Raw genomic sequence first — 14,264 nt, 5'->3', positions numbered from 1 at the left:
TAAACGGCTTAGCTTTCTTCAATAGTTATGGTCTTATCGGCCTTAAAAACATAAGTATAGAGCCACATTAAGATGAAGGAAGGTATCACATCTAGCCCAGGCACGATTTCTTCGATAAAAGCAATCAATCCGGCTATTTTACCGGGATTTCCTTTGTACATTCTTGTCATCAGCCAACCTGCTATAGGTGCCCATATTAGATCTGTGAATTCCCCAATACCTGGGATCATAAAGGAAAGCATTCCAATACCATCGAAAAGGAGTCCTAATAAAAGGAGTTGATATTTTTTCTTTTTAATCATTTAGAAAATATAAATAAATATCCTATTTACTAAGTTTAACTCTTTATGCGACAAAATTAAGACAGATTTGAACTGATTAATTTTAAAAATTCATTGCGAGTTTCTTCTTTTTCGAAAGAGCCTCTAAATCCCGATGTTGTAGTAACGGAATTCTGCTTTTGAACCCCCCGCATCATCATACACATATGTGCAGCCTCGATAACAACGGCCACTCCCTGAGGTTTTAAAGTGTCATTTATACAATCTAAAATCTGCTCGGTTAAGCGTTCCTGAACCTGCAACCTTCGTGAAAAAACATCTACTATTCTTGGTAATTTGCTCAATCCTACGATCTGTCCGTTTGGGATATAAGCAATATGAGCTTTCCCAAAAAAAGGTAACATATGATGTTCACAGAGAGAATACAATTCAATATCCTTAACAATTACCATTTCGTTATAAGACTCATTAAACATTGCACTCTTTAGGATAGCGGCGGCATCCTGTTTATATCCCTGCGTTAAAAACAGCATTGCTTTAGCCGCTCGTTCAGGGGTTTTAATTAAACCTTCACGGCCAACTTCCTCCCCTATTTCGTTGATTATCCCAGAAAAACGTTCCGTAATTTCATTAGTAATCTCTATATTATATTCTTCCAGGTTGTGGTACGATGTCATAATAAAAAAAATAAACGACTTGATTTAAAAGTAATTCGAATTTAAAGGTTTCTACCTTAAAAATCCCAAGTTAATGTATTATTAATAAAATGAAAAAATCTATAGTTTCTACTGCGCTGTTGCCATCAGATTACCGGTCCATAACATTTTGAAGTGTTAAGGGTATTGTTTACTTTCATGCCCTAATTAATTATTGATGATTAAGGCCATAAATATTCAAAAATATTTTGGAAAACTTCAGGTTTTGAAAGGGGTAGATTTGAGCATAAAGGCAGGGGAAGTAGTTTCTATTGTAGGACCCTCAGGTGCAGGTAAGACAACATTATTACAAATTCTGGGTACACTGGATGCCCAGTCAAACAAAAATGAAAGTGAGCTAGCAATCAATGGCATTGATATTACTTCATTAAAAGATAAAACACTGGCTGCGTTTAGAAATAATCATATTGGATTTATTTTTCAATTTCACCAATTATTACCGGAATTTACGGCCATGGAAAACGTCTGCATTCCTGCATTTATAAAAAGAACAGGAAAAGCAGAAGCGGAATCTAGAGCAACGGAACTGCTGAATTTCCTTGGGCTTTCCAATCGCATGCACCACCGACCTAACGAATTATCCGGCGGTGAACAACAACGTGTTGCAGTTGCGAGGGCTTTGATAAACAATCCAAGCATAATACTTGCCGATGAGCCAAGTGGCAATCTCGATACCGAAAGTGCAGATAAACTGCATCAACTCTTTTTTCAATTACGTGATGAATTTGGGCAAACTTTTGTTATTGTCACTCATAATGAGGAATTAGCTGATATGGCAGACAGAAAGTTAACTATGATAGATGGACGAATCATAGACTAATATGGTAAGAGAAATTTGGGAATTCTTAAAAAACCCCGATTATCTGAATACCCTCATCAAAATGATACTTCCGTGACTTCTAATGAGCTAAGAGATTTTTTGGATGCAAAAGTAATCCAATACAATAATCCTCAATTTCTGGATTCAGATCCAATTAAGGTTCCGCATTTGTTCACTAAAAAAGAAGATGTTGAGATCAGTGGGTTTCTCACATCGACAATTGCATGGGGCAACCGAAAAAGTATTATTAAGAATGCGCTTTATTTAATGGATTTATTGGATAATGACCCTCATAATTTTGTTTTATACCATAAAGAGTCAGAATTAATTAAGCTTGAACCATTTGTTCACCGTACTTTCAATAACGTTGATTTGATATACTTTATTAAAGCTTTGAGAAATATATATGGACAACATGGAGGTTTAGAAACTATTTTTAGCCAAAATACTACTGACAAATCAACACAGCCCGCAATTTCTAAATTCAAACTAACTTTTTTTGAGTTAACACATCCAAAAAGAACAACAAAGCATATTTCTGATCCGGCTAAAGGTTCCGCAGCTAAACGTCTAAATATGTTTCTTAGGTGGATGGTTCGCGATAATGCCACCAAGGTAGATTTCGGGATCTGGAAATCCATCTCTCCTGCCCTTTTATCCTGCCCCCTGGATGTTCATACCGGAAATGTCGCCAGAAAACTTGGGTTATTACATCGGAAACTAAACGATTCAAAAGCTGTGAATGAACTTGATTCCTACCTTCGAAAAATGGACCCAATAGATCCAGTAAAATACGATTTTGCACTATTTGGATTAGGCGTATTTGAAAAGTTCTAGAATGTTTAATAATTAACTTGATTAACCCTATTTGTTATATTCTAATTTATAGGAGTATTTTCTCAAAATAGATTATGATTATTTCCTAAATTTATAGTATAAAGAAAACAAATACACCTTATTTCTGCCAAAACAACCTTGCCGCATTATTAGGGATCGTATGAGTAGTCTATATGCAATTGAGAAAGAAAAAAATTATCTGGCAATGACTATTTCCGGAGAATATTCTTATGCAGATTTTATAAAGTATCCTAAGATCATTAGAAATGAATGCCTAAAGGAAAAAAAATATAAAATTTTAGTAAATGTAATTCAGGTTGCTAAAACTGAGATACCTCTTGTTGAACTATTTTTTCTGGGCGAACACATTGCTAATGTTTTAAGAGATCATATTAAACTTGCATTGGTCTGGGATGGAGAAAAACACAATAGATTCTTACAAAAAGTGGCCACCAACAGACATGCATTGATACGCACTTTTGAATCTGATGATAATGCGAGAATATGGTTAATGCATGACAGAGAAGATGAACCATTTTTAGAGTTTAAATCCTAAGTCTTCACATTAGTTTTTATTCCAAATTAGTTCGGGTTAAATCCTCTGAATAACTGATTAAGGTTTATGAAATATAAATTAAATTTTCTACAGACCCATAGCACCCAATTTCAATTCAATTTTCGAATTTCCATTGGCTATAGATTCATAAATAGCTTCAACAATAATCATATCTCGTTTGCCCATTTCACCAGGAGCAACATTGGGGGTATCATTTAAAATATGTCTTGCAAAATCATCCATCTGCAGTTTTTGTTGGCGTTCATGCGGGAAACTCAAGTCGCCGCCGGAAGTTTTACCTGCCAGTGGACCATAGGAACTAGCAGGATTTAATTCAAACCAACCCTTATCACAAGAGGCATACATTCTATTTACATTCGTATTATGTGATGTCATGATATTACCAAAAGCTCCACTTGAAAATTCGAATTGTGCAGTGATAGTCTCATCGGTATCCTTAAAATAGTCCGGCCTCGAACTAAACTCCTGTGCGGTTACAGATATTGGGTTCTCTCCGGTTCCGTAAATTGTACTTTGAATCGCATAAACTCCCATGTTCATTAAGGCTCCTCCACCAGAAAGCGCCTTGTTTAATCGCCATTGATCAGGATTACCGCCAGATCTGTAGGCAGCTTCCGCTGATATATACTGCACATTTCCAAAAACCTTCTCATCAACCAATCGTTTTATTTCCTGGGTATAAGGTTCTGAGTGAAGACGGTAACCCACACTTAATTTAACATTTGCTTCATTACATGCTTCAATTATTGCATCGCATTCCTTAACACTTACAGCCATGGGTTTTTCGCATATAACATGTTTACCGGCTTTGGCAGCTCTTATTGAGAAATCTGCATGCATAGAATTGGGAAGTACAACGTAAACAATATCTATAGCATCATTAGATGAAATACTATCAAAATTCTCATAATTATAAACATTTGTGCGGGGAATATTATATTTATCCTGCCATATCTTTTCTTTTTCAGGGGTTCCGGTAACTATCCCTGCCAAATAGCAGAGTTCACAATCTACTAAAGAAGGTGCTAACTGATAAGTACTATAGCTTCCCAATCCTACCAATGCCACACCTAATTTCTTTTTGTCCTGTTTCTGCTCACCCATTGCACAAGCCCAGGGCATTCCGCTTATGAGGGCAGCGCCACCAATTCCTTTAGATAGTGTTTTATTAAAAGATCTTCTGGAAATACTCTTCATATTCACTGAATTAATTGTTACAAAACATTTTTTTCTAAGCTAAATTTAAATATAGTGAACAAATTTCTATTCTTTTTAATCTTAATATTTAGAACATTCAGATTTATCAGTCAAATTCCATATTTTAGGGCTTTATAAAACCATCCAAAAATGAAAAGACTTTTCATGTCCTCGCTTTTGATACTAAGCCTAAATATCTCATTATCTCAAAGTCGGAAATTACCAATTGATACATTAGTCACTTCACAGCACAATGTTACAGTTAACGGTACGGCATTTACATATACAGCAAAAACCGGTACACAACCGGTCTGGGACGAATTAGGAGAGCCAATTGCGTCGTTGCATTACACCTATTATACCCGAAACAATATAAAGGATCGGGCGAGTCGTCCTTTACTTATATCTTTTAACGGCGGGCCAGGGTCTGGCTCAGTTTGGATGCATTTAGCTTATACGGGGCCTCGGATTTTAAAGATTGACGACGAAGGCTACCCTGTTCAACCTTATGGTGTAAAGCAAAACCCTTTTTCTATATTAGATGTAACAGATATAGTCTATGTAAACCCTGCTAATACAGGATATTCCCGGACCATTCCCGAAAGTGGAAAAGAAGTAGACCGCAGTAAGTTTTTTGGTATTAATGCAGATATAAAATATCTGGCAGAATGGCTTAATACTTTTGTCACCCGCAATAACAGATGGAGCTCTCCTAAATATATAATTGGTGAAAGTTATGGCGGCACCAGGGTGATGGGTTTGGCACTTGCTCTACAAAACCAGCAGTGGATGTATTTAAATGGTGTTATCATGGTTTCGCCGGCGGATTATAAAGTAATTCGTGTTGGCGGCCCCGTTAGCAGTGCTTTAAATTTACCTTATTATACGGCAGCAGCCTGGTATCAAAAAGCTTTAAATAGTGACCTTCAGCAAAAAGATTTATTGGATATCTTACCAGAATCAGAGGCTTATACAATTAATACAGTAATCCCTGCAATCGCAAAAGGAGGATTTATTAGTGCCGCAGAGAAAAATACGGTTGCAGAAAAAATGGCATACTACTCAGGGCTCTCTAAAAAGGAAATATTAGATCATAATCTTGTAGTTCCAACTTCATATTTCTGGAAAGGATTATTAAGAGACCGCAGCGGTTATACCATTGGAAGGTTGGATAGCAGGTACTTAGGGCTGGATAAGCAAATTTCAGGTACTGAACCAGATTATAACTCCGAATTGACTTCCTGGTTACATAGCTTCACACCAGCTATAAATTATTACCTGCAAGAAGAACTTCAATTTAAGACAGACATTAAATATAATATGTTTGGTCCCGTACGTCCATGGGATAATAAAGATGATGATACAAGAGATAATTTAAGACAGGCCATGGCACAGAACCCTTATCTGCATGTATTGGTTCAATCTGGATATTATGATGGTGCCACCACTTATTTCAATGCCAAATATACCATGTGGCAGATAGACCCAAGTGGTAGAATGAGAGATCGCTTTGAATTTAAAGGTTATCGCAGTGGGCATATGATGTATCTGCGTAAAGAAGATTTAGAAAAAGCCAACTCCGACATTAGATTATTTATTGAAAAGACCATGGTAAAAGGAAAATCTGCCAAATATTAGATTTCAAAATGTATAATACTAAGTTCCTTTTGGCAATAGCAACTGAATTTTATTCCTTTTAACTGAAATTGAAATTAGATATCCTTCTGAATTAATCTTTGTTTATCGATAAATTTTACTTCTTAGTTTTCGATAAATGACTTATTCTACTACACTTTTATCACAACTTAAGCGTTAAAAGAACATATCGATGTGATTGTTAAACAAATATTTTAAGTTATGAAAAATTTGAGAGTATATAGTATGTTCCTGGTTTTCACCTTAGTTTTTGCAGCTTCCTGTGATAACTCTGATGATGGCACGGATGAAGCCAATAACCTGGCATTACCACTATATGAATCAATGGTTATAGATTTTAGTGATTTTACCGATGATTCGAACTCGGGAAAAAGTACATCACTGGCTTATGATAACAAAGCTCCAAATGGCAATTGGTTTTTTTCACGAATTGTTGTGGGAGTATGGAATTCAGCTCTTTTTACAACCTTGGCCGTTCCTGTGGCCTCCTTCAAATCTGCTTTTGCACATACCCCTGAGGAATTAGGAGATAATAAATGGCAGTGGACTTATAGTGTAGATGGATTTACAAGTGAATATACGGCACGTCTTACAGGACAGGTTACTGGTGAAGAAGTACTTTGGGAAATGTACATAACCAAAGTAGGAATTGGAGCTTTCGAAGAGTTCTTATGGTTTTCCGGAAGTTCTGCTATGGACGGAAATAGTGGATATTGGTTATTAAATGAAAGTGCAGAGAGACCAGAAGCACTGTTAAGAATTGACTGGGAGCGTTTAAATGACGACATTGGTAATATTCGATATACATGGGTCAGAGAACTGGATGAACAAGAGAATGACGATATGTTTAAAGACAGCTATCTTGAATACGGACTTCAGGATGGTGATTTGGATGCGTATTTTAACGCACACGCTTATGACAGTAACAAACAGGGTTTTAGCGATGTTAGAATTGAATGGAGCAGAGAAACATTTGTAGGAAGAGTAAGGGCATTTGATTATTTTGAAGATGAAGTTTGGCATTGTTGGGATGGCAATGGTGATGACGTACAATGTGAATAATTAAAATTTTTAATAATATTTAAAACCCTGCATCTAATTATATGCAGGGTTTTTTAATTCTTATTATCTCTAGAATTGCAATTACTAAGAGATATCTTAAATTTAAGTATTTATGTTTTCGACATTTTGTATCTTTTGAAACAATAAAATATTTCTGTCCATTATGATTTTAAATAAGCCAAAAAACCTTTTAGTCATCTGCTTTTTATTAATGGTTTCCTTTTTGAGTGCACAGGACTGGGCTCAACTTGGACACTTTGACACTGCTAATAAAGAATTACCCGATGTCAAAGCCAATGAAAACCGTGTGGTATTTATGGGAAACTCTATTACTATTGGATGGTCTCATCATCAACCGGAGTTCTTTGAAAGCAAATCCTATGTGAACAGAGGAATTAGTGGCCAGACAACCCCCCAAATGCTGGTGAGGTTTCGACAAGATGTGATTGATCTTAAACCTAAAGTAGTGGTTATTCTTGCGGGAACTAATGATATTGCGGGTAACACCGGGCCATCAACCTTGCAGATGATTGCAGACAATATAATGTCTATGGCAGAATTGGCAGACGCCAATGGCATAAAAGTAGTTTTATGCTCCGTATTGCCTGCTTATGATTATCCCTGGCGCAAAGGGCTTATGCCAAATGAAAAAATACCTGCGCTAAATAAAATAATAAAGAGTTATGCCAATAGTAAAGGCTTTGTCTACCTGGATTATTTTTCTTCAATGACCGATGGTAAAAATGGCCTAAGGGAAGATCTTGGCAGTGATGGGGTTCACCCTAATAAAAAAGGGTATGAACTAATGGCTCCTCTTGCCGAAAAAGCAATTGCCAAGGCTTTAAATGGACTTTGATTTAAAATTCGCAGGTAATTCTTAATCATATAAATAAAACACCAGACCACGCTTGATTAGTTATGAAGAAATAAATTTTTCACCTTCAAGTCTTGTAAATAATGCTATTGTAATGAAGACTCTGGTGGCTGCAAGAATTTCCGCTAATACCAAGCTGACAATTATTTGGGATGAATTTGTATAGCAATTATAACCATAAGAAATATGCTATACACTTTATTAGTACTTATACAAAATTAGTAAGTTCGCAGAAGAATTTTTTTTTAAGATTCTAAAACCAGTCAAAGCGCTCTATATTATTTAATACATATAATTGAATAACCACCAGTTATTATCATCTATCCTTTTTATTATATTCTTAATAAATTGTGATTTCAAAGGATTTGCACAGGATTCAGTAAAGGAATCCACAGATATTCCTTTTATAATGGGTGAATACTATTTAGGTAAGACTTTTAGTGCCAACAAAAATTTTCCAGAATTAGGAATTCAACAAGGGATACTTCTTGGAATTGGCAAAAAGCACATGGGTTTAGGGGCTGAATGGACAAGACAGTTAAATAAACCAATAACCGGTCTGGAATTTGCTTATACGGATTTTGGCAACAGTGAAAATGTTGGTCAGGCCTTATCTCTTCTTAGCTTTTTAGAATTAAGACTATTTCCTGGACATACCAATAGATGGAATTTCCAAGCCGGATTAGGTGGGTCGTACATGAATAGGCAGTATGACCCGCAATTAAACCCAAATAATAAAGCGGTTAGCACCAAATTAAAATGGTCATTTAGATCTTTTTTATACTATCGGCTTCTTACCAAAAATAACTTTAATTTGAAACTAGGTTTAGGCTATATTCATCATTCGAACGGACATACTAAATTACCAAATCAGGGTTTGAACTCTGTTGTGGCAAGTATTGCAGTACAAGTAGATAAACAGCTAAAATATTCAATTGAAGAACAGAAGGTAGTCTCTTTAGAAAAAGCCCGTACGTCACAATTATTTTGGGATGCCCGATTTGGTATTGGACAGAATGTGCTATCAACTATTTTTAATGACAAAAAAGAAGTCTGGACAATAAGCATTGGAGCTGGGAAAATAATTAATAGAACATTTAAATACGGGATTGGAGCTTATTATAGAGTTTATGAACATTACTATGATTATATTGTTAACAATGAGCAACTTGTACGAGATCTATATCCCTACTTCAGGGAACATCCCGTGTTATATGCATCTAATTTTGGAGTCTCGGGATCTGCCGAGTTGTTGTTAGGTCATGTAGGAGCGGACATCCATATGGGGATAAATTTTTATAAACCTTTTTATAAAGTAGACTGGCAATTAAATGATGGATATACCATTGAAAGGGAAGAAGGAGACGATATTATAGTTTTAGGAGAATTAGACAGCTATTACCGCTTAAAAAGAACTATTTCTACCAGGATAGGTCTTAAATGGTATTTCATAAATACCATAAAAAATCCTGAAAATAATTTCTATCTTGGGATTCATATCAATGCAAATTTAGGACAAGCCGATTTTACAGAACTTAGTTTGGGATTTGTGCATAGATTTAAGGAAATTAAACGCAGGAAACACTCTGACTAGACAAAATAATTTACCTTGAACTTGATATCCGGATAGTTTTGTGAGTGTTTTAAAATCATTATAACTTCTTGAAAGAACCTTTAGTTAGTATATTAATTCCTTTTAAAAATACTTCGGCTTTCCTGCCTGAGTGTATTGATTCTATTTTATCTCAGAGTTATAAAAACTGGGAGGTCATTGCCGTAGATGATCATTCGGATGATACTAGTCGTGCTATAGTTGAGCAATATTCATCAAGAGATCCCAGAATTAAAGTACATTCTAATAAAGGAGATGGTATAATTTCAGCACTCAGAACAGCTTACAGTTTTAGCAAAGGTGAATTGTTGACAAGAATGGATTCTGATGATATTATGAACTCCAATAAGCTGGAAATCATGGCTTCATCATTAGAAAAACATGGAAAAGGACATATCGCAGTAGGAGGCGTTCGTTATTTTTCACACCGTGGAATCAGCAGTGGTTACGAGCGATATGAAAAATGGTTGAACAAACTCACAGCCAAAGGAGAAAATTACTCTGAGATCTATAAGGAATGTGTAATCCCCTCCCCTTGCTGGATGGTCCACAAAATAGATCTAGAAGAATGTGGTGCTTTTGAACCCAATAGGTACCCGGAAGATTATGATCTTGCATTTCGATTTTATGAGCGGGGTTTGCAATGTATTCCGTGCAATGAGATATTACACCGATGGCGTGATTATGACAGCCGAACCTCAAGAACCAGCGAGCACTATGCCCAGAATTATTTTTTGCATTTAAAACTTCACTACTTTCTAAAGCTTCACCACGATCACAGGCGACCTTTAACTGTTTGGGGTGCCGGAGACAAAGGTAAAAGTACTGCCAGAGAGTTGTTAGAACAGGATATTCCTTTTTATTGGTTATGTGATAACCCAAAAAAAATAGGTAAAAAAATTTATGGACAGGAATTAAGGCATTTTAATTATCTAATTAAACTTAAAAACCCTCAAAGTATAATTACTGTTGCAAATGAAGTGGCTCAGGAAATGATCACAAATTTTTTTTCAAATTTGGGTCAATCCCCAATGGAAGATTATTTTTTCTTTTGTTAAAGAATAGATTCTTTTAACCAAGTATGACTAATTTATTTTGAGTAGACTCAGCATTCACATTGATTTCATTTTATCGTTCTACTCGTTTTCCTTCCCAATTTTGTCATAATTACTAGGCAATATCTTCTCAATACTTCATATATTTGTCAAATCATAATTGGGAATGCTGTTTAAATATCCGGAACTCCTTTGGGCCTTTTTTCTGCTTCTGATTCCCATATTAATTCACCTCTTTCAACTTCGAAGGTTTAAAAAAACTCCTTTTACCAACGTAAAGCTATTACAAAAAGTTGTTGCGCAATCTCGTAAAAGCAGCACGTTAAAAAAATGGCTGCTACTTATCTCCCGAGTATTATTACTTTCAGGTCTTATCCTGGCTTTTTCACAACCCTATTTCGCAAAGGAGTCGGCTTCATATGCCAAAGAAACAGTAATATACCTGGATAATTCCTTTAGCATGCAGGCCAAAACAGAGAATGGCACCCTCCTCCAGGATGCAGTTCAGAAGTTATTACAGGGTCTGCCAAAGGATAATACTTTTAGTCTTTTTACGAATGATAAAGTTTTTAGTAACATTACCTTGACGGATATTCGTAATGAGCTTTTGACCCTTCCCTATACCTATAATCAGTTAGAGCTTAAGGATATCCTTCTTAAAGGGAATAATTTCTTTAGCGAAGATGAAAAATCCATTAAATATTTGGTACTAGTATCCGATTTTCAAAACAGAACTGCAATCCTGGAATCTGATACTCCTGGAAACATCCAAACTTTTATGGTTCGCCTTAATGCGGAAAATCTTGCCAATACTGTTTTGGATTCGGCATATATAGCTGAGGTAAATGCAACTACAATAGACCTTTCTGTGAATTTAACTACAACAGATGCTTTGGAAACAATCCCTGTTTCTTTATATAACGATGATAAATTAATTGCTAAGACGGCAGCTACATTTGACAAGAACAGAAAATCTAATGTCGTATTCACGCTACCCTCCAACGAAGTTATTATAGGTAAAATTGAAATATCAGATATTGGATTGCCTTATGACAATCAATTGTTTTTTAATATTAACCAAAAGGACAAAATCAAAGTATTATCTGTAGGCGAGTCAGATAGTGAGTTTTTAAAAAGAATATTTACCGAAGATGTATTCATATTTGCTGATCTACAAATGGATAACCTTAATTACAGCATGCTGGAGTCGCAAAACCTAATAATTTTAAATGAATTAAAAACCATTCCTGTCTCACTCAAAAATATTTTAAACGATTATACTAAAAAAGGAGGTCATTTGATGATTATCCCTTCTTTTGATGCTAATATTGAAAGTTATAATAGTTTTATCGGAAATTATTATTCTACTTCATTTGTAAATAGAATTGATGAAGAACGCAACATAACGGGAATTAACTTTGATCATCCTCTTTATAAGAATGTATTTGCCCAAAGAGTAAGCAATTTTCAATATCCAAGGGTAAACAGCTATTTCAAAACCAGAACAAGGGCCCCAAAAATACTTTCATTACAGGATCAATCTGCTTTCCTTGTAGGTCTGGATGGCATATACTTGTTTACAGCTGCAATGATTAATACAAATTCTAATTTTAAGAATTCACCTCTTATTGTACCCACAATTTATAGTATTGGAGCAAATAGCCTTAAATCGCCCAAATTATATAATACTCTGGGAGAAATAACCACTATTGATGTTAAGACCGCAATGTCAAGGGATAATATTATAAAGGTTACTCAGAAAGAATATGAATTTATTCCCGAACAGCAGTCTTTTTCAAATAAAACTATATTAACCTTTAATTACAATCCTAATAAAGATGGCGTTTATGTAATTAGTGAAGAATCCAGACCAATTCAAAATATTAGTTTTAATTACCCCAGAACAGAAAGCCAGTCTATATATGCTGATTTTGAGATATTAAATAGTAATACCAACTTAAATAATTTAACGGAAGTCTTTGAAACCATGGAAAAAGACAACAGAGTAACTGAGCTATGGAAATGGTTTACTATTTTTGCTTTGCTTTTTATGCTGGCCGAAGTTCTTATTCAAAAAATATTTAAATGAACATACTTCTAAAATCTGCCACAATTGTTGATAAAACCAACAGTAAACTTCATTTAAAAAAACGCGATATTCTTATTCTTAATGGGATTATTGAAGAAATATCTACCTTGATTAAACCTGCCAGGAATATAAAAACGCTAAACTTCAAAAATTTGCATGTCTCTTCCGGTTGGTTTGATAGTAGTGTAAGTTTTGGTGAACCTGGATTTGAAGAACGTGAAACTATTAATAATGGGCTCAAGGTGGCTTCAAGAAGTGGTTATACAGATATTGTTCTTAACCCTAACACTTATCCACTGCCGGACAGCAGTGGCGCTATTGTTTTTCTGAAAAATGCTGCAAAAGGGCAGCCAACAAAATTACATCCTTTGGGGACTCTTACAGTACTTAGTGAAGGTATTGATCTTGCTGAGCTTTATGACATGCAGAATTCGGGTGCTGTTGGATTCTATGATTTTAAGAGATCTATTTCAAATTCCAATTTATTAAAGATAGCCCTGCAATACTCCCAGGATTTTAAGGGATTAGTTTATTCTTTTCCGATGGATAAGCAAATAATGAGTAAGGGTATTGTTAATGAAGGTGTTTCGTCTACAAGGGTTGGTTTAAAGGGAATTCCAGCAATGGCGGAAGAACTTCAAATTGCAAGGGACCTTTTTATTCTGGAATATACGGGTGGGTATCTCCATATCCCAACGATATCTACGGCTAAGTCAGTTAAGCTTTTAAGCGAAGCTAAAAGGAAGGGACTTAACGTAAGTTGCAGTGTTGCTGTGCATAATTTGTTATTTTCTGACAATGTTTTGGACAACTTTGATAGTAATTATAAGGTTTTACCTCCACTTCGAACGAGCAAAGATATAAGTGTTTTGAAACAAGGTCTTAAAGAAGGCATTATCGATTTTGTTACCTCAGATCATACACCAATTGATATTGAAGAAAAACGTGTAGAATTTGATAATGCTGCTTATGGCACAATAGGTCTTGAAAACGCGTTTGGTGTTTTAAATGAACTATTTGACACAGAAACAACCGTCTCCCTGTTATCTAAAGGAAGAGAACGCTTCGGATTAAGTCCGGTAACTATAAAAAAGGGGTCTTTGGCGAATCTTACTCTTTTTGATCCTGAGTCGGAATATATTTTTACCAAAGAAGATTGTTATTCTACTTCAAAGAACAGCATGTTTTTTGGTGAAAAAATGAAAGGTAAGGTATACGGAATAATAGCAAACAATCAAATAATCGTCTAAATAAATAATAATTTGATTAATAGCTAGTAAAATAAGGTTTTGGAAGAAGATTCAATAGCGAAAGGAAAAACAACGGCAATAATAGCATATTTTACTATTGTTGGATCCTTAATAGCAATAACTATGAATATGGAGCCAAAAAATGAATTTGCCAGATTCCATACAAGGCAAGCATTTGGTTTACATCTGGTTTTTATGGGCTGCGCCCTATTTTTAAGTCAGTGGTTTAATTTTTTTG

13 protein-coding genes are annotated in these 14,264 nt (G+C 35.1%); 10 read left to right on the top strand and 3 right to left on the bottom strand.

Translation table 11 applies throughout. The features are described from left to right. Positions 1-8: 8 nt before the first annotated feature. Together ABJH90_RS01685 and folE are read right to left on the bottom strand one after the other, a co-directional pair. A complete protein-coding gene (locus tag ABJH90_RS01685; protein WP_348141836.1) occupies positions 9-302 on the bottom strand; it encodes a hypothetical protein in 294 nt (97 codons plus the stop codon). A 56-nt stretch (positions 303-358) separates the two neighbouring features. Continuing rightward, a complete protein-coding gene (gene folE / locus ABJH90_RS01680; protein ID WP_348141835.1) occupies positions 359-958 on the bottom strand; it encodes a GTP cyclohydrolase I FolE in 600 nt (199 codons plus the stop codon). A 196-nt stretch (positions 959-1,154) separates the two neighbouring features. On the opposite strand from folE, the gene ABJH90_RS01675 reads away from it, so the two are divergent. The 3 genes from ABJH90_RS01675 (at position 1,155) to ABJH90_RS01665 (ending at position 3,210) form a co-directional block, all read left to right on the top strand. Continuing rightward, the gene (locus tag ABJH90_RS01675) at positions 1,155-1,817 is read left to right on the top strand and encodes an ABC transporter ATP-binding protein (protein WP_348141834.1); all 663 of its coding nucleotides are present in this window, start codon (positions 1,155-1,157) and stop codon (positions 1,815-1,817) included. Between the two features lie 72 nt (positions 1,818-1,889). Next, positions 1,890-2,654 carry a TIGR02757 family protein gene (locus tag ABJH90_RS01670; RefSeq protein WP_348142783.1) on the top strand — a complete coding sequence of 255 codons (765 nt, stop codon included), beginning with the start codon at positions 1,890-1,892 and terminating at the stop codon, positions 2,652-2,654. A gap of 160 nt (positions 2,655-2,814) precedes the next feature. Continuing rightward, positions 2,815-3,210, top strand: coding sequence for a hypothetical protein (locus tag ABJH90_RS01665; protein ID WP_348141833.1), 396 nt, complete (start codon positions 2,815-2,817; stop codon positions 3,208-3,210). 87 nt (positions 3,211-3,297) lie between these two features. Here the strand turns inward: ABJH90_RS01665 and ABJH90_RS01660 are convergent, their stop codons facing one another. Continuing rightward, on the bottom strand, positions 3,298-4,428 hold the full coding sequence (locus tag ABJH90_RS01660; protein WP_348141832.1) for a Gfo/Idh/MocA family oxidoreductase: 1,131 nt from the start codon (positions 4,426-4,428) through the stop codon (positions 3,298-3,300). 150 nt (positions 4,429-4,578) lie between these two features. On the opposite strand from ABJH90_RS01660, the gene ABJH90_RS01655 reads away from it, so the two are divergent. From ABJH90_RS01655 to ABJH90_RS01625, 7 genes are all read left to right on the top strand, one after another. Continuing rightward, positions 4,579-6,066 (top strand): carboxypeptidase, encoded by a 1,488-nt coding sequence (locus ABJH90_RS01655; RefSeq protein WP_348141831.1) that lies wholly within the window; start codon positions 4,579-4,581, stop codon positions 6,064-6,066. A gap of 219 nt (positions 6,067-6,285) precedes the next feature. Then, on the top strand, positions 6,286-7,146 hold the full coding sequence (locus ABJH90_RS01650) for a hypothetical protein (RefSeq protein WP_348141830.1): 861 nt from the start codon (positions 6,286-6,288) through the stop codon (positions 7,144-7,146). A 163-nt stretch (positions 7,147-7,309) separates the two neighbouring features. Then, positions 7,310-8,002, top strand: coding sequence for an SGNH/GDSL hydrolase family protein (locus ABJH90_RS01645; RefSeq protein WP_348141829.1), 693 nt, complete (start codon positions 7,310-7,312; stop codon positions 8,000-8,002). 313 nt (positions 8,003-8,315) lie between these two features. Then, positions 8,316-9,614, top strand: a complete 1,299-nt coding sequence (locus ABJH90_RS01640; protein WP_348141828.1) for an acyloxyacyl hydrolase — start codon at positions 8,316-8,318, stop codon at positions 9,612-9,614. 68 nt (positions 9,615-9,682) lie between these two features. Then, positions 9,683-10,690: a glycosyltransferase gene (locus tag ABJH90_RS01635; RefSeq protein ID WP_348141827.1), complete on the top strand. Its 1,008-nt coding sequence runs from the start codon at positions 9,683-9,685 to the stop codon at positions 10,688-10,690. Positions 10,691-10,853: 163 nt separating this feature from the next. Then, positions 10,854-12,776 (top strand): BatA domain-containing protein, encoded by a 1,923-nt coding sequence (locus tag ABJH90_RS01630; RefSeq protein ID WP_348141826.1) that lies wholly within the window; start codon positions 10,854-10,856, stop codon positions 12,774-12,776. Next, positions 12,773-14,026: a dihydroorotase gene (locus tag ABJH90_RS01625; RefSeq protein WP_348141825.1), complete on the top strand. Its 1,254-nt coding sequence runs from the start codon at positions 12,773-12,775 to the stop codon at positions 14,024-14,026. The genes ABJH90_RS01630 and ABJH90_RS01625 overlap by 4 nt, the downstream gene beginning before the upstream one ends. Positions 14,027-14,264 lie beyond the last annotated feature (238 nt).

Source organism: Eudoraea sp. (genome assembly GCF_039969275.1).
In the GTDB taxonomy this organism is placed as follows: Bacteria; Bacteroidota; Bacteroidia; order Flavobacteriales; family Flavobacteriaceae; genus Eudoraea.
This window is presented reverse-complemented; position numbering and strand designations above follow the sequence as displayed.